Here is a 15,788-nt window from a genome sequence, read left to right as displayed (position 1 = left end):
AAATCTTTACCTTATCTTTAAAAAATTCCTATATAATAATTATATAATCTATATTAGAAAACTAACTGAGGTGACCATTGATGAAAAGGACATTAAAAATAGTAGGTATCAGTTTTATTTGTATTATATTTATGGTTAGTATATTTTCTATTAGGGGAATGGCCCAAGGATTTTGGAATAGGAATACAGATGTAATTCAAAATCCAGTATTAACTGATGACCTAGACATTGACGAAAATGAAGATATAGACGAAGTTGATGAAATTATAGAAGAAGAAATTGTAGAAATAGATGATAATGAAGAGGAGATAATTATTGATAATGACTCAAAGAAAGAAGAGAAGAAAGTAATTATCCCTGATGGTAGTAAAAAAGTCTTTTTGACCTTTGACGATGGACCAACTAAACTAACACCTAAAATACTGGATATACTAAAAGAAAATGATGTACAAGCTACTTTCTTTACAATCGGCAGGCTATTAGTGGCAAATCAAGATATTGCAATACGTGCCTATGAAGAAGGGAATATGATATTGCCCCATTCATATAGTCATAATTATGCAATTTATAGTACCTTTGAAACATTTTATGACGATTTTTATGCTGCAGAGAGGGCGATAGAAGATGTTATGGGGTACGAATCACCACCAATCTTCCGCTTCCCTGGAGGTTCATCAAACCATAGCTCCTTTGATTTTGGGGGGCCGCAGTTTATGCCATTGTTAACTGAAGATATAAAGGAAAAAGACTACTATTATATAGACTGGAATGTTTCCTCCGGTGATGCAGGTCCAGACTACAATGATGGAGATAAAATGTTACACAATATTATAAATACATCGAAAGGCAAGGATTTTATTGTGATTTTGTTTCACGATGTAGATAAAAATAGGGAAATGGCCAGAATTTTACCTGAAGTCATAGAATATTATAGGGATAATGGTTATATGTTTAGAACCTTTAAAGATATTACTGAAGAAGAGCTTGATCAAATGGTAACGTTAAAGCTTTCAAATAAACCAATTATAAGATAGATAATAGTTTAAAACAAATGTTAAATGTTGAATATTGAATGTGCAAAGAATAATAATTTGAATTATGCAATTTCCAAAATCAATAATAAAACCTTAGGGCTATAATACCTTAAGGTTTTTTTGAATTGGCTATTTGTCTCATGCAATAAACAAGTGTTTTAATGTCTCTATGATGCTTAATACACTCACAGCACTTACCGTGTCTTTCGCATTTCGTTTTAGGGCATGGACAACTATTCACATTGCATTTAGTCATTTGAATCCCCCTTTATTTTCTTTATAATTTTATCATATTCTTTAAATAAAAACATGACCTTTTTATAAACAACTCTAAAATGTACATTTCTAATATCATTGACTGTCCTCAATATTCTTTAGTATTAAAGTGCTAAAAATAGATAGAAATATAGAAAACTGAACATAATATATTTGAATACTGGAAGGAGGTAAAAAAATGACGGTAGCTACGCAAGTTAAACAGACCCAAGCTGCTCTTATGGGTGTAGAAGCAACAATACGTACATATCAATTGCACCATCCAAATTCAGATACAAGAAAGCTTATGGAGGAATGTAATGCTGGTATTAATGCTGTATTAGATACTCTATCTATTAGGATTAGGGAAATAGAATATGAAGAGCATCAGTTTAAAGGATTATAATAATAGTTGGAAGGAGAAAATGTATGGAACCGTGGATTCAATTGACACTAAGAGTTTTAGGACTATTTCTTCTTTTAGTACTGGTACTTCCAATATTGGGGAGAAAGCCTGTATCGGGCATGACTTTTTTTGACCTAATTTCAGGCTTTGTTATAGCCACAATGATTTCATTAATTGCATTTAACATTGTTGGTAATCTTGCGATGGGTGTGTCGGGTTTATTAATTTGGTTTTTGGCCTTAGGTGTGGTTAGATTTCTAATTCAGAAGTCCAAATGGGCCCACGATCATTTTTATGGAAAGGAAATTGTTATAATTAAGGAAGGAAAAGTATTGGAAGAAAATCTTCATTCAACTGGTATAACCGGTGAAGAGCTTTTATCTCAACTGAGACGAAAGAGCATATTCCAACTGGCAGATGTTGAATTTGCTGTAATGGAAGCTAATGGGGATATTTCAGTGCTTCCAAAGCATGAGAAACAACCACTAACTCCAAAGGATATGAGGATACAGGTTAGTACCATTAGTGAGCCGCAAATTGTTGTACTAGATGGTAATATATTAGACGAACCTTTAAATACCCTAGGACTAAACCGTAGATGGCTTCAAACAGAGATTGAAAAAATGGGAATAGCTACTGATAATATTTTTCTAGCCCAGGTAGACTCAATGGGAGAGCTATATGTTGATCTGTTTGACGATGCAATTCAATTGCCGATGCCAACTACTAAAGAGCTATTGATAGCTACATTAAATAAAGTAGAAGCTGACTTTATATCCTTTTCACTTGAGACAGAAAATAAGGAATGGCAAAAAAAATACAAGCATATGGCTAAAGAAATTAAAGAGGTAACAGATAAATTAGAGCCGCATCTAAAAACTTAATTTTCTTGAGCTTCTGTAGTAACACATACTTGTTTATAATTAGATATATATAACCATAAAGTTAATCTATTTTAATACAATAATTAAAAGCGAAAGATATAATCCTTCGCTTTATTATTTATTGCTTAAATTGTGGCTCCTGCTGGTTAATATAATCTTGCCTTTGCTTTAAGGTTTGTAATGAGTTATCAAGTGATTGCGCAATTTGTTGAAATTGTGTTTTAGCATTTTCATCTTGTGTTTCTAAAGCGAAGGTTTTTAAGGAAGCTGAAGCACTTTGTATTGTTGCTATTACCTGCTGCATTTGAGTACCAACTGTCAAGTAAATTCACCTCCTTTCATTCAATATTTTATCCCTTTGGTTTAAATATTAAAGCTGCCATGAATCCAAAAACTATTGCCGATGATACACCAGCACTAGTAACTTCAAATATGCCTGTTAGGACGCCAATAAGTCCATTTCTTTCAGCTTCTGATAGGGCACCCTTTACTAGAGCATTACCAAAGCTACTTATTGGAACTGTAGCACCTGCTCCTGCAAGCTTTATTAAAGGCTCATACAATCCTAAACCACCTAATACTGCACCTGTTACCACAAGAGTGCTCATCGTATGGGCGGGAGTTAATTTGAATACATCCATCATAATCTGACCTATAGCACAAATTCCTCCCCCAATAATAAAGGCCCAAATAAATTTTTCCAAATTTACTAACCTCCTTACATTTCAAATGATACGGCATGAGCTATACATGGGATGCTCTCTTTTTGCTGGTATGACATAGGAGATAATAAAGCACCAGTAGCTATAATTAACATTCTTTTGAATTCACCTTTTTTCATACGATTAAGTAGGTGCCCATAGGTAACAGTAGCAGAACAAGCGCATCCACTTCCACCAGCAAAAACCTGCTTACTATCACCATAAATTAATAAACCGCAATCTGTGAACTTTTCTGGTGAAATTATTAATCCATGCTCAGTTAAAAGATCAGTGGCTATTCGATGACCAACCTTACCAAGATCTCCAGTTGCAATTAAATCATAATAATCTGGCTCTATTTCTAAGTCCTTAAAGTGAGCTTCAATAGTTGACACTGCTGCTGGAGCCATAGCTGCACCCATGTTGAAGGGATCTGATATCCCCATATCAACAACTCTACCAATAGTAGCAGAAGTTATAAATGGCCCATCTCCTTTTTTGCTACAATTCCAGCACCAGCACCAGTAACAGTCCATTGGGCTGTGGGAGGTTTTTGAGCTCCATATTCAGTTGGATATCTAAATTGTTTTTCTGCAGCCAGATTGTGACTACTGGCAGCAGCTAAAGCATATTCAGCATTTTGACTATCTACCATCATTGACGCGATGGCTAAACCCTCCATTGCGCTAGAACAAGCTCCAAATAGACCAAGGAATGGTACTCCAATTGTTCTTGCTGCAAAACTGCTGGATATAATTTGATTCATTAAATCTCCACTAAGAAAAAATTGTATATCCTCTTTTTTCATATTGATTTTTCTTATTGCAACTTCACAAGCATCTTCTAAAAGTCTTTTTTCAGCCTTTTCAAAGCTATCTTGACCAATCCAAACATCTCCATGGAGAATATCAAAATCTTCAGCTAAAGGTCCCTGAGCTTCGAAGGGCCCTCCTACTGCTGAAGAGGAAATTAAAACTGGCTTAGATTGAAACACCCATGATTGATGACCCTTCAGCATCTAAATTCCACCTATCTTTTGAATAAATATTTTAATTAGTGCAACCAGAAAAGCTGAAAAAACGCCATAAGCTATAACTGGTCCAGCTAACTTGAACATATTTCCACCAACACCTAGCACATATCCTTCACTTCTATGTTCGATGGCAGCTGAAGCTACTGTGTTGGCAAAGCCTGTTACAGGAACGGCTGTACCAGCCCCAGCCCATTGAGCAATGTGATCATAAACACCTAAACCAGTTAACAGTACAGAGACAATAATAAGTACTGCAACTGTTGGATTACCAGCAGTAACATCAGTAAAGTGGAAATATTTCATAAAAAACCATTGAAGGCCTTGACCGATTGTACAAATTGTACCTCCAACAAAAAAAGCCTTTATGGTATTGGTTACAGCAGGCCTTTTGGGTTCTCTAGCTTTTGCAAAGGCTTGATATTTCTGTTGAGTTGGGGTGAGCTTCTTTTTCTTTTGACTGGACATAGTTTCACCTCTGAAAGAAATTTTAAAAGCCCAAAAAAAGAGCATACTGATTTTTAGGAGCTTCAATGTAGAAGTGTAAATTCTACTTACTACAATAATATTATTACCTTTTACAATTTTTGTATTCTGAGATTTGCAAATGTGCTTTAATATAGTTACATATAAAAAAAACAATGCAACATAATATTAATGAGGTGAGGATATATGAAACACAAAAGAAAAAAACAAGAGGAAAACAGATCTGGAAAAGTAGGGAAAACCATGAATCAAATCGACACCAAAGGAGCCACAACATCTAATAGGAGGATTGACCAAAATAAAGGGATATAGCTAAAATTAAGTTAACGGGGGCAATTCTAATAAGTTAAGAGTGAAGAATTAAAAGTGAAGAGTGAAAAACCAGGAATAATTGAGATTGAAAACCAGAAATTCCTCAAAAAAACTAAAAGGAATTTGATTTTATCAAATTCCTACCAAAATTACTAATTACTCATTATTCATTACTCATTTATATATGCTTATGCTCTTTATGATTACCACATTCTCCTTCATGCCCCTTTAGTATACCAATCCCGTGGGAAAGGGCAGGTAATACTACCTCTAAACTTTCACGTACACCCTTTGGACTTCCAGGTAAATTAATTATTAAGGTTTTCCTCCTGATGCCAGCAACTGCTCTTGAAAGCATTGCCTTAGGTGTAATAGAGAGACTCTTCATCCGAATTGCCTCTGGTATACCCGGCACATTACGATCAATTACATCTAAGGTTGCTTCAGGAGTAATATCCCTTGGAGAAAATCCTGTGCCTCCTGTAGTAAGAATTAAATCCAGTTGTAAAACATCACTCATATATATCATTTTCTCAGATAGCTTATCTCTTTCATCCGGCACTATGGCATACTCCTTGACTACACCACCTATTTCCTTCAATAGTTCACCTATTAATGGTCCACTAGTATCGATTCTTTCACCCTTTGAGCCTTTATCACTGGCGGTTATGATACCAATTGTAAACATAATAACCCTCCTAATAAGTTTAAATAAATTTTTTTTCTTTAGATACAATTTTACTGGAAAAAAATGCTTTATGGGAATATAATACTAGTATAGCATAGAAATATGGGTATGAATATTATATGAATGATGACATTAATAAGAAGGGGGAGACGTTTTTGAAATTTTTAGCTCGTTTATTAGTAAGTGCTGTATCAATTTATATTATAGCCTATTTAATGGCAGGTATAACAGTAACCACTGTTGAAGCAACATTAATGGCTGCAGTAATACTTGGCCTTGTAAATACCTTCATAAAACCATTAATTATATTTTTAACTTTACCCATAAATATTATGACATTAGGTTTATTTACATTTTTATTAAATGGCATAGTTCTATATGGAACAGCTTCTATAGTCAATGGTTTTTACGTAGTAGGATTAGTTGATGCAATTATTGGCTCCATCTTAATTAGTATTGTAAATATGCTACTAAGTGGAGTATTAGGGGTTAAGAAATAAGAGTTAAGAATTAAGAATTAAGAATTAAGAATTAAGAGTTGAGAGTTGAGAACATAATACTAAAATGTTGAAGGTTGAATGCTTAATCAAAAAGCTAAATCAAAAATAAAGAGTTTATGAGTAAATAAATGGAAGTGTGGTTAGGCAACCACACTTCCATTTATTTTAATTCCATATTGATGCATTATATCTGAAACTCTTTTTATATCGGAATCAACAGCATCTCGAATGTTTTCTAATGGATAAATAAGCATTAATTTTTTCCATTTTACTTTACCCATGGAATGATAGGGTAGAAGCTCTACTTTTTCTACAGTGTCCAGCTCTTGAATAAACTTTGACAATTCAATTACGTCAATTAAATCATCAGTTAATCCCGGAATAACTACATGACGTATCCACATAGGCTTTCCTATTTCTGAAAGATACCTGGCAAACTTAAGTATTCTTTCGTTGGAAACACCAGTAATGGAAATATGCTTAGTGGGGTTAATTTCCTTAAGGTCAAGCAAAACTAAATCTACAAATTCAAGAAGTTCATTTATATTTACTGAATTCACATAGCCGGATGTATCAAGGCATGTATGAATACCAAGGCTTTTTAATTCCTTTAGTAGCTCAGTTATAAAAGGCAACTGCAAGGTAGGCTCACCACCACTTATGGTGACACCACCATTGGAGGATTTCATAAAGGGGATATATTTCTTTATATCCTCTATGATTTCATTAAGAGTCATTTCTTTTCCATCAGTAATATTCCATGTATCACGATTGTGGCAATATTGGCAACGTAGGGGACAGCCCTGCATAAAGATAACATATCTGATTCCAGGGCCGTCAACCGTTCCGAAGGTTTCAATGGAGTGGATCATTCCCTTTATACTCATGTTTAAATCAATCCTTTCTACAATTAAACTTCACCATGGAAGGTTCGGTTAATTACATCTATTTGTTGCTCCTTGGTTAGTTTAATAAAGTTTACAGCATAACCAGATACACGGATGGTCAACTGAGGATACTTTTCTGGTTGGTTCATTGCATCCAGTAAAGTCTCTTTCTCGAAAACATTAATGTTAATGTGATGTCCTCCCTGAGAAAAATAACCATACAATAGTGAAGAAAGTATGTTAATTCTTTCCTCAAGAGTTTTACCTAATGCTTTAGGAACAATAGAAAAGGTATAGGAAATACCGTCTTGCGAAAACTCATATGGTAGTTTTGCCACAGAAGATAGAGAAGCTAGGGCACCTTTATGGTCTCTACCATGCATAGGATTAGCACCAGGAGCAAAGGGTTCACCAGCCTTACGACCATCAGGAGTACTACCTGTTTTTTTACCGTAAACAACATTGGAGGTTATAGTTAAAACCGATTGTGTTGGTATTGCATTACGATATGTTTTATTTTTATTAATACTATCCATAAAGCTTTTTACTAGATTAACTGCAATATCATCAGCCAAATCATCATTGTTGCCATATTTGGGATAATCACCCTCTATAGCGAAATCTACAGCAAGGCCGCCTTCATTTCTTATTACCTTTACCCTGGCGTGCTTTATTGCGCTTAAAGAATCGGCACAAACTGATAGCCCAGCTATCCCACAAGCCATTGTCCTTACAACATCTCTATCGTGAAGGGCCATCTGTAATCTCTCATAGGAATACTTATCGTGCATATAGTGAATTACATTAAGGGTATTAATATATAGTTTAGCTATCCAATTAATGAAGGTATTAAATTTATCCATTACCTCATTATAGTTAAGGTATTCTGAAGTAATTGGTTCAAATTTAGGACCTACTTGATTACCAGTTAGTTCATCTTTACCACCATTAATAGCATATAATAGTGCCTTAGCTAAATTACAACGGGCACCAAAATACTGCATTTGCTTTCCTATTCTCATGGCAGAAACACAGCAAGCTATGCCATAATCATCTCCCCAATATTGGCGCATTAGATCATCATTTTCATATTGAATTGAGCTGGTATCAATTGATACTTTAGAACAAAATGCTTTGAAGCCTTCAGGTAGTTTAGTTGACCACAGAACTGTTAGATTCGGTTCTGGTGCAGCTCCTAAGTTGTATAGAGTATTTAATACACGATAGGAGGTTTTTGTAACCAATGGCCTGCCATCAATTCCTATCCCTCCCAGACATTCAGTAATCCAGGTTGGGTCTCCACTGAAAAGATCATTATAGTCTCGAGTCCTTAAAAACCTAACCATCCGCAGCTTCATCACAAAGTGATCAATTAATTCTTGTGCTTCTTCTTCTGTAATGATACCCAATTCTATATCCTTTTCAATATATATATCTAAAAAGTCTGAAACTCTGCCTAAACTCATGGCTGCACCATTTTGCTCCTTTACTGCAGCTAAGTAGGCAAAGTATAACCATTGAATTGCTTCAAAAGCACTATTGGCTGGCTGGGATATATTGTAGCCATAGCTTAAGGCCATTTCCTTTAATTCTATCAATGCTTTGATTTGTTCAGATATTTCTTCTCTAAGTCTGATTGTATCCTCCAGCACTTGGTCTACTTCAAGTGTAGATAATTGATTATTTTTATCCTCAATTAAGCGATCAACACCATATAAGGCAACCCGGCGGTAATCTCCAATAATTCTACCTCTTCCATAGGCGTCGGGAAGTCCAGTAATAATTCCAGCCTTTCTAGCTGCAATCATTTCAGGTGTATATGCATCAAAAACACCATCATTATGGGTTTTACGGTATTTATTAAATATTTCCTTAATTTGAGGATTCAATTTATAACCATAGGCTTCACATGCATTTTCCACCATTCTAATGCCACCAAAGGGTATTATGGATCTCTTTAAGGCTTCATCTGTTTGTAAACCAACTACCTTTTCTATGCTTTTTTCAATATACCCTGGTTTGTGGGATATAATGGTTGAAATTGTTTCAGTATCTATATTTAAAGTTCCATTATTATCTCTTTCCTCATCCATAAGGCTTAAAACCTTTTTCCATAGAAGGTTAGTTGACTCAGTTGATCCCTTGAGAAAGGAAGAGTCACCATAGTAGGGGGTATAGTTTTGTTGAATAAAATCTCGAACATCGATTTCTTTTGACCAATTACCTTTATTAAATACCTTCATAAAAAATCATTCCTTTCTAGAATCATACATATAAAATTTATATGTACTTAAATAAATAATAACAATTATCATTTAACAATATAATAACATATATACAGTATATTGTATACAAAAAAAATTAAAATTAACAATACGTCAAAATAATCTAAAATAAAACAAAACAAGTGTTTTTTTGATGAAGGAGATGGGCAACAAAAAATAGAACATATACTGGAAATCTAATATTACATAGGAGGAGGGGATATGGGTTGCTATTTAATTATGAAGCATTTGATAATAAATTAATTGTAAAGCTTGAAGGTGAGCTTGACCATCATGTATCTGAAGAAATTCGGCAAGAGCTGGATGATCTTATTGAAAAGAAAAGAAGTCGCCATCTTGTATTTGATTTAAGTGGCCTTGAATTTATGGATAGTTCAGGAATTGGTGTAATCATGGGTAGATATAAAAATGTTTCAAAAATGGGTGGGAAGGTAGCAGTTATTAAGGTTTCTGATAAAATAGATAAAATTTTTAGTTTGTCAGGACTATATCGAATCGTTGGAAAATACGAAAATCTACAAGAAGCCTTTGATTGTATGTAAAGGAGTGTTAATAATGGAGTATAAAAATTATATGAAACTAGAATTCGAAAGCAAGTCACAAAATGAGGCCTTTGCAAGAGTAGTTGTAGCCGCCTTTGCATCGCAGCTTGACCCAACCATAGAAGAAATTTCTGATATAAAAACGGCCGTTTCAGAGGCAGTAACAAATGCTATAATCCACGGCTATGAAAACACTATGGGAATGGTGAGGGTAATATGCACTATTACAAATAATGAACTAGAAGTAATCATTGAAGATGATGGAAATGGGATTGAAGATGTTAAAAAGGCAATGGAACCCCTTTACACATCAAAACCTGAGCTGGAGCGTTCGGGAATGGGATTCACAGTAATGGAAACTTTTATGGATAATGTTAATGTATATTCTGAGGCAGGAAAGGGAACAAGAATAGAGATGGTTAAAAAATTCAATAGCCTCAACGAGAAGTAAGGATGTGAAATAAGGGGTAGATAAAAATGAATCATATGGCGATATCAGGGGATCAAAGAGAAGTACTACAGCATGACGAGACTATGAGATTAATAGGCTTGGCTCAAAAAGGTGATGTTAAAGCTCAAGAGATTTTAGTTGGTAATAATTTAGGATTGGTAAGAAGTGTAATAAAAAGATTCGCAAATCGTGGATACGAGAAAGAGGACCTTTATCAGCTTGGATGCATAGGACTTATTAAGGCTATAAATAAATTTGATACAAGCTTTGATGTTCGTTTTTCAACATATGCAGTGCCCATGATTATTGGCGAAATTAAGCGATTTCTACGTGATGACGGTATTATTAAAGTTTCTCGATCATTAAAGCAAACTGCAGCAAAGGTAAAGTATTCAAAGGAACGTCTATCTAAGGAATTAGGACGAGAAGCTACTTTACAAGAAATAGCTGATGACTTAAATATTTCTAAAGAGGAAATTGTAATGGCAATGGACTCCAGTACTCATCCAGAATATTTACATGATGTAATACATCATGATGATGGGGCGCCGATACATCTTATGGACAAAGTTGGAGAGACTGATTCACTGGAGGATAGTGAAGTAATTGATAGAATAATTCTAAAGGATGTTATTGCTAAGCTACAGCCTAGAGAACGGCAAATAATTATATTAAGGTATTTTAAGGATAAGACTCAAACAGAAATTGCAGAAGTATTGGGCATTTCACAGGTACAGGTTTCAAGAATAGAGAAAAAAATACTTAAATCTATGAAGGATTTAATGAAAATGGCGTAGGTTCAATTAGCAATGAATAATAAGTAATAAGTGATTTTGAAGGGAATTTGATGATATCAAATTCCTTTTTTATGTTTATGTTCATTATATTTGATTTTAATTATCACTTCCATTTCTCATTATCTCTTCACTCTTCACTTTTCACTCTTAATTCCTCATTGCCTTTCTATTACTTATTGCACTTTATAAAATGATACAAGAATTAAAATTTAAATTACGTTAATAATAAAATCAAGGAAGGTGAGATAGTAATGAACTTTTTTAAAAGAGGCAAGAACATAATTTTACTTTTAATAGTATCCATTATTTTAATGTCTACTTGGTATGTATTTAGTAACCGTAAAATGCAGCGAACACCAGAAAAGGCAGACCTTGTTCTACTGGAAATGTATGAAATTAAGGGGTGAAATGATGGATACTAATAAGCAGATCTATATTCAGACCAAGGGTAAGGTTATGGTTGATAGAAAAAAACCAGTATATCTTAAGGAACTGGTGGAAGTCTACTCAGAAAAAGATATAGAAGAAGAAGTGGATAATTTAAAGTATGAGGATAAAATTCTAAATAAAGATAAAGCAAATATTATTTCAGTACTATCAATAATAAAGCTTATTAGAAATAGATTCCCAGAAGCTACAGTTACAGTTTTGGGAGATCCAGAAATTCTTCTATCCTTTAAGACAGCAGAGGAAGGTAAAGATAAGTATAAAATATTAAGATTAACCATTGTTACGTTACTACTATTTGTTGGATCAATAACTGCTATTATTAATTTCCACTCGGATGTAGATATGAAACAAGCTCATAAAACAATATATAGGATTATAACAGGAGAAACTAATGAATCTCCATTACTATTGCAAATTCCATATAGTCTAGGTATTGGTGCTGGAATGTCTGTTTTTTTCAATCATGTTTTTAAAAAGCGTATTAATACAGAACCTAGTCCATTGGAGGTTGAAATGTACCTTTATCAACAGAATATGGACGACTTCATAAAAAATAATGATCATTATCCTGATATGAAAAAGAAGGATGTAAGATGAGAAGTGTTTTAGTGATTATAACTGGTTTGTCAAATGGGATAATAGTTGGTAGTGGAATTGTTGCGCTGCTTACTCTATTAGATATTGTTCCTCGACTTGCACAATTAACTAATACCTATAAATATATTCAATGGTATGAAAATGTTATTGTAATGGGTGCAGTATTTGCAGCCATTACTTCATTAACTGATTTTGCCATAAGCCTCAAGGCACCAATAGTTGTAGTAATTGGTTTTTTTATTGGAACTTTTATAGGTTTATTGGCGTCAGCTTTAGCAGAGGTTATGAATGTTATCCCTGTTCTAATAAGACGATTTCGCCTTGAGGGTTATGTAATATATATTTTATATGCATTAATTATTGGTAAGGTATTGGGCTCATTATTAGACTGGTTGATAATTAAATAAAATTAGAGGTGAAAAGATGAAGAATAAAACATATTATCCAAATAGAAAATTTGATCCTTTAACACTACAAAACATCGAAGAGAAGAATAAAATTCATCAGCTTGAACAAGATAGCTTTGAAATGTCTGTAGACAATTTAAAGAAAAAGGCTACAGTAAATGAGCTTCGTTGACTGAGGTGTTCTTATGACTAGAAGGTTACAGACAAATGAAAAAAAAAATTACCAAAAACTTGTTGAGAACACTGCGCCAAAGCCAAATTATTTTACTAATTGTATTTGGGCATTTGTTGTAGGCGGTATCATTTGTATTATTGGTCAGTTTGTTCATAATATGATTGAAAATAATCTGGGCTTAACTCATCTAGAAGCCACTAATGCCACAATTTTAGTAATGATTTTTCTAGGTGCTGCATTAACAGGTTTAGGAGTTTATGATCGAATTGGAAAAAAAGCTGGTGCTGGTTCAATTGTGCCCATAACTGGATTTGCAAATTCTGTAGTATCTCCAGCCATGGAATATAAACGAGAAGGCTTTATATTTGGTGTTGCAGCAAGGATGTTTATTCTAGCAGGTCCTGTTTTAGTATATGGTATTACTTCTTCAGTTATTGTTGGAATAATCTATTATCTGCTTAAATAGGAGGTGAAATGGTGGCATTAAAAAAGATAGGAAGGCAAACCATAAAATTTTTAAACCCTCCTTCAATTCTCACAACAGCCTCAATTGTTGGACCTAAGGAGGGGGAAGGACCTTTAGCCCAATATTATGATGAAGTTTTAGAAGATGATTTATTTGGTGAAGATAGCTGGGAAAAGGCGGAAAGCAAGCTTGTTAAAGAAGCTGTTAAAATTGCAATTAGAAAAGCTAAATTGAAAATTCCAGATATAGAATTTATGCTGGGTGGAGACCTATTAAATCAACTGATGTCCACTTCATTTGCAGCACGGGATCTAGAAATACCATTCTATGGACTATATGGAGCCTGCTCTACAATGGCAGAATCCCTTAATTTAGCAGCTGTACTAATAGATGGTGGATATGCCGATAAGGTGGTTGCAACTACATCCAGTCACTTCTCATCAGCAGAAAGGCAGTTTAGATATCCTTTGGAATTAGGAAATCAAAGAGCACCTACAGCTCAATGGACAGTTACAGGATCAGGAGCAGCGATACTAACCTCCAATGGTAATGGTCCATTTATTACTTACTCTACAATCGGAAAGGTAATCGATTTTGGAATTGTTGATTCCAACAATATGGGAGCAGCAATGGCACCGGCTGCTGCAAATACCATAACGACACATCTAATGGATACTGGACTTCAACCAAAGGAGTATGACTTAATAATTACAGGTGACTTGGGGAAATATGGAAGAGATATCGCAATCGAATTAATGAAAAAAGAAGGATTTGAAATAGTAAAAAATTTCACCGACTGTGGAATAGAAAATTTTTGATGAGAAAAAGCAAGATACTCATGCAGGAGGTAGTGGCTGTGGTTGCTCAGCAGTGGTTTTTTGCGGATATTTGAATAAGCAATTGTCTGAAGGGATTTTAAATAGAGTTCTTCTAGTTTCAACAGGAGCTTTGTTTTCACCTACAAGTGCTCAACAAGGCGAATCAATTCCTGGAATTGCCCATGCTATAACAATAGAAAGCAAAAAATAAACTAGGAGGTATAAAATGTCATATGTAAATGCTTTTATAGTTGGTGGTTTAATTTGTGTATTGGGTCAATTACTGATGGATGGAACAAAGCTTAACCCAGCTCAAGTTCTAGTTATATTTGTAACTGCTGGTGTAGTTTTAACAGCATTAGGTATTTATGAGCCTCTTGTTAGATTTGGTGGTGCAGGTGCTACAATTCCTCTGCCTGGATTTGGATATAGTCTTGCAAAAGGAGTCTTTAAGGGAGTTGACGAAAAAGGGTTCTTAGGAATTTTTACTGGAGGTGTGGAGGCTACATCAGGAGGTATTACGGCAGCGGTAGTATTTGGGTATTTAATGGCAGTCTTCTTTAATCCTAAATCAAAATCCTAAGGTAGGTGAAAAAATGTCAGTAAATAACAAGAGGAAAATAATAATAGTAACTGATGGAGACCGATGTGCTCAGAGAGCAATTGAAATTGCAGTAGAGCGTATTGGAGGGAGATGTATTTCTAAATCAGGTGGTAACCCAACACCGTTATCTGGAGGAGAAATAGTTAAATTAGTAAAAGAAGCAAAAAATGACCCTGTAGTTGTAATGACTGATGATGAGGGTAATGAAAATATTGGGATTGGTGAAAAGGTATTACAAAAATTATTAACACATCCCGATATTGAGGTATTGGGTATTATTGCAGTAGCTTCTAACACACAGGAGGTGGAGGGAGTACATGTTGATTTCTCAATAGATAAAAATGGAAAAATTACTGATAATGCTGTAGATAAAGATGGAAAACCTACATCACAAAAAGTATTGTATGGTGATACTGTTGATATAATAGAAAAGTGCCCCAAACCACCAATAATAATAGGTATAGGAGATATAGGAAAAATGAATGGGAAAGATGATAGTAGAAAAGGGGCACCAATTTTTACGAGAGCTTTGGAGGAGATTATCACAAGAAGTGGGATTACTATAGAACATTAATTCTTGATATAAAATTTTAAAGTAGATACATATCTTGAATATGAAAATATAGATAATTAAAAGAACTGTAGCCGAAGCTACAGTTCTGAGGTTGATTACAAACCACCAGATTTTATCTAATCTGGTGGTTAAATTCTTTGTAAATTGATTTAAATGAAATTTTTAATTGTTTCTGCTACTAAACTATCAAAAACCCAAGATTATTCCTGGACTTTTGATAGCTTAGTGGCTATTTTTTTGATATTTTGTGCAGTAGCAGTCATTAAACACTGCATCTGAACTAAATGGAGTCCACGATAGTGGGCATACCTAAGGCCGTGCAATTCCTTTGCGTCAGCAAAGATTCTTTCCACGGTTTCTTTTCTGCGTTTATAGTAACGCTTACCTTTTTCAGTTTTCATAAATCTTCTAGCCTTATCGGCTAAGTCTTCATCAATAT

General features: G+C 34.2%; 25 protein-coding genes and 1 pseudogene. 17 read left to right on the top strand and 9 right to left on the bottom strand.

Going from position 1 to position 15,788, the window contains the following annotated elements; translation table 11 throughout:
- Positions 1–80 precede the first annotated feature (80 nt).
- Complete coding sequence (locus BLP68_RS14810; protein ID WP_091545344.1) at positions 81–1,034, top strand: polysaccharide deacetylase family protein; 954 nt, start codon at positions 81–83, stop codon at positions 1,032–1,034.
- Between the two features lie 109 nt (positions 1,035–1,143).
- On the opposite strand, the gene BLP68_RS21835 is transcribed toward BLP68_RS14810, so the two are convergent.
- Positions 1,144–1,290 carry a hypothetical protein gene (locus tag BLP68_RS21835; protein ID WP_176759055.1) on the bottom strand — a complete coding sequence of 49 codons (147 nt, stop codon included), beginning with the start codon at positions 1,288–1,290 and terminating at the stop codon, positions 1,144–1,146.
- Positions 1,291–1,488: 198 nt separating this feature from the next.
- Here BLP68_RS21835 and BLP68_RS14805 point away from each other — a divergent pair, with 198 nt between their 5' ends.
- Together BLP68_RS14805 and BLP68_RS14800 are read left to right on the top strand one after the other, a co-directional pair.
- The gene (locus BLP68_RS14805) at positions 1,489–1,695 is read left to right on the top strand and encodes a hypothetical protein (RefSeq protein ID WP_091545342.1); all 207 of its coding nucleotides are present in this window, start codon (positions 1,489–1,491) and stop codon (positions 1,693–1,695) included.
- Positions 1,696–1,718: 23 nt separating this feature from the next.
- Positions 1,719–2,579 carry a DUF421 domain-containing protein gene (locus tag BLP68_RS14800; protein WP_091545340.1) on the top strand — a complete coding sequence of 287 codons (861 nt, stop codon included), beginning with the start codon at positions 1,719–1,721 and terminating at the stop codon, positions 2,577–2,579.
- 118 nt (positions 2,580–2,697) lie between these two features.
- Here the strand turns inward: BLP68_RS14800 and BLP68_RS14795 are convergent, their stop codons facing one another.
- From BLP68_RS14795 to spoVAC (BLP68_RS14780), 4 genes and pseudogenes are all read right to left on the bottom strand, one after another.
- Positions 2,698–2,901 carry a DUF1657 domain-containing protein gene (locus BLP68_RS14795; protein WP_091545339.1) on the bottom strand — a complete coding sequence of 68 codons (204 nt, stop codon included), beginning with the start codon at positions 2,899–2,901 and terminating at the stop codon, positions 2,698–2,700.
- Between the two features lie 28 nt (positions 2,902–2,929).
- Positions 2,930–3,283, bottom strand: a complete 354-nt coding sequence (gene spoVAE, locus BLP68_RS14790) for a stage V sporulation protein AE (protein WP_091545337.1) — start codon at positions 3,281–3,283, stop codon at positions 2,930–2,932.
- 14 nt (positions 3,284–3,297) lie between these two features.
- A pseudogene (gene spoVAD / locus BLP68_RS14785) lies at positions 3,298–4,298 on the bottom strand (stage V sporulation protein AD).
- Positions 4,299–4,778, bottom strand: coding sequence for a stage V sporulation protein AC (gene spoVAC / locus BLP68_RS14780; protein ID WP_091545335.1), 480 nt, complete (start codon positions 4,776–4,778; stop codon positions 4,299–4,301). It lies immediately after the preceding pseudogene.
- Positions 4,779–4,982: 204 nt separating this feature from the next.
- Between spoVAC (BLP68_RS14780) and BLP68_RS22280 the strand changes: the two genes are divergently transcribed.
- Positions 4,983–5,108, top strand: a complete 126-nt coding sequence (locus BLP68_RS22280; RefSeq protein WP_278278238.1) for a hypothetical protein — start codon at positions 4,983–4,985, stop codon at positions 5,106–5,108.
- A 178-nt stretch (positions 5,109–5,286) separates the two neighbouring features.
- Here the strand turns inward: BLP68_RS22280 and BLP68_RS14775 are convergent, their stop codons facing one another.
- Positions 5,287–5,796: a MogA/MoaB family molybdenum cofactor biosynthesis protein gene (locus BLP68_RS14775; RefSeq protein ID WP_091545333.1), complete on the bottom strand. Its 510-nt coding sequence runs from the start codon at positions 5,794–5,796 to the stop codon at positions 5,287–5,289.
- Between the two features lie 155 nt (positions 5,797–5,951).
- On the opposite strand from BLP68_RS14775, the gene BLP68_RS14770 reads away from it, so the two are divergent.
- Positions 5,952–6,296 (top strand): phage holin family protein, encoded by a 345-nt coding sequence (locus tag BLP68_RS14770; RefSeq protein ID WP_091545331.1) that lies wholly within the window; start codon positions 5,952–5,954, stop codon positions 6,294–6,296.
- A 140-nt stretch (positions 6,297–6,436) separates the two neighbouring features.
- Here BLP68_RS14770 and pflA read toward each other — a convergent pair whose 3' ends face one another.
- Together pflA and pflB are read right to left on the bottom strand one after the other, a co-directional pair.
- On the bottom strand, positions 6,437–7,183 hold the full coding sequence (pflA, locus tag BLP68_RS14765) for a pyruvate formate-lyase-activating protein (protein ID WP_091545330.1): 747 nt from the start codon (positions 7,181–7,183) through the stop codon (positions 6,437–6,439).
- A gap of 23 nt (positions 7,184–7,206) precedes the next feature.
- A complete protein-coding gene (pflB, locus tag BLP68_RS14760) occupies positions 7,207–9,426 on the bottom strand; it encodes a formate C-acetyltransferase (protein ID WP_091545328.1) in 2,220 nt (739 codons plus the stop codon).
- A 248-nt stretch (positions 9,427–9,674) separates the two neighbouring features.
- Here pflB and spoIIAA point away from each other — a divergent pair, with 248 nt between their 5' ends.
- The 12 genes from spoIIAA to BLP68_RS14715 all read left to right on the top strand — a co-directional run bounded on the left by spoIIAA (position 9,675) and on the right by BLP68_RS14715 (position 15,349).
- The gene (gene spoIIAA / locus BLP68_RS14755) at positions 9,675–10,010 is read left to right on the top strand and encodes an anti-sigma F factor antagonist (protein WP_091545326.1); all 336 of its coding nucleotides are present in this window, start codon (positions 9,675–9,677) and stop codon (positions 10,008–10,010) included.
- 13 nt (positions 10,011–10,023) lie between these two features.
- Positions 10,024–10,461 (top strand): anti-sigma F factor, encoded by a 438-nt coding sequence (spoIIAB, locus tag BLP68_RS14750; protein ID WP_091545324.1) that lies wholly within the window; start codon positions 10,024–10,026, stop codon positions 10,459–10,461.
- A gap of 26 nt (positions 10,462–10,487) precedes the next feature.
- Positions 10,488–11,258, top strand: coding sequence for an RNA polymerase sporulation sigma factor SigF (sigF, locus tag BLP68_RS14745; RefSeq protein ID WP_091545322.1), 771 nt, complete (start codon positions 10,488–10,490; stop codon positions 11,256–11,258).
- Between the two features lie 251 nt (positions 11,259–11,509).
- Positions 11,510–11,665 carry a hypothetical protein gene (locus tag BLP68_RS21830; RefSeq protein ID WP_176759054.1) on the top strand — a complete coding sequence of 52 codons (156 nt, stop codon included), beginning with the start codon at positions 11,510–11,512 and terminating at the stop codon, positions 11,663–11,665.
- Positions 11,666–11,669: 4 nt separating this feature from the next.
- Positions 11,670–12,305, top strand: a complete 636-nt coding sequence (locus BLP68_RS14740) for a stage V sporulation protein AA (RefSeq protein ID WP_091545320.1) — start codon at positions 11,670–11,672, stop codon at positions 12,303–12,305.
- Positions 12,302–12,712 (top strand): stage V sporulation protein AB, encoded by a 411-nt coding sequence (locus BLP68_RS14735; RefSeq protein WP_091545318.1) that lies wholly within the window; start codon positions 12,302–12,304, stop codon positions 12,710–12,712. The genes BLP68_RS14740 and BLP68_RS14735 overlap by 4 nt, the downstream gene beginning before the upstream one ends.
- Before the next feature lie 16 nt (positions 12,713–12,728).
- Positions 12,729–12,884, top strand: coding sequence for a hypothetical protein (locus BLP68_RS21825; protein ID WP_176759053.1), 156 nt, complete (start codon positions 12,729–12,731; stop codon positions 12,882–12,884).
- Between the two features lie 13 nt (positions 12,885–12,897).
- Positions 12,898–13,353: a stage V sporulation protein AC gene (spoVAC, locus tag BLP68_RS14730; RefSeq protein WP_091545316.1), complete on the top strand. Its 456-nt coding sequence runs from the start codon at positions 12,898–12,900 to the stop codon at positions 13,351–13,353.
- Between the two features lie 11 nt (positions 13,354–13,364).
- The gene (locus BLP68_RS14725) at positions 13,365–14,171 is read left to right on the top strand and encodes a stage V sporulation protein AD (RefSeq protein ID WP_330389184.1); all 807 of its coding nucleotides are present in this window, start codon (positions 13,365–13,367) and stop codon (positions 14,169–14,171) included.
- 52 nt (positions 14,172–14,223) lie between these two features.
- Positions 14,224–14,382, top strand: coding sequence for a hypothetical protein (locus tag BLP68_RS22345; protein WP_330389183.1), 159 nt, complete (start codon positions 14,224–14,226; stop codon positions 14,380–14,382).
- Positions 14,383–14,397: 15 nt separating this feature from the next.
- Positions 14,398–14,754, top strand: coding sequence for a stage V sporulation protein AE (gene spoVAE / locus BLP68_RS14720; protein WP_091545314.1), 357 nt, complete (start codon positions 14,398–14,400; stop codon positions 14,752–14,754).
- 13 nt (positions 14,755–14,767) lie between these two features.
- Entirely contained in the window at positions 14,768–15,349 is a 582-nt protein-coding gene (locus BLP68_RS14715; RefSeq protein WP_091545312.1) for a stage V sporulation protein SpoVABEA, read from the top strand.
- Positions 15,350–15,549: 200 nt separating this feature from the next.
- On the opposite strand, the gene BLP68_RS14710 is transcribed toward BLP68_RS14715, so the two are convergent.
- The coding region (locus tag BLP68_RS14710) for a transposase (protein ID WP_408606036.1) at positions 15,550–15,788 on the bottom strand (239 nt) is incomplete at its 5' end.

Source organism: Alkaliphilus peptidifermentans DSM 18978 (assembly GCF_900101495.1).
GTDB classification, from domain to species: domain Bacteria; phylum Bacillota; class Clostridia; order Peptostreptococcales; family Natronincolaceae; genus Alkaliphilus_C; species Alkaliphilus_C peptidifermentans.
Note: the sequence above shows the minus strand (reverse complement) of the source record. Positions and strands in the feature narration are given on the sequence as shown.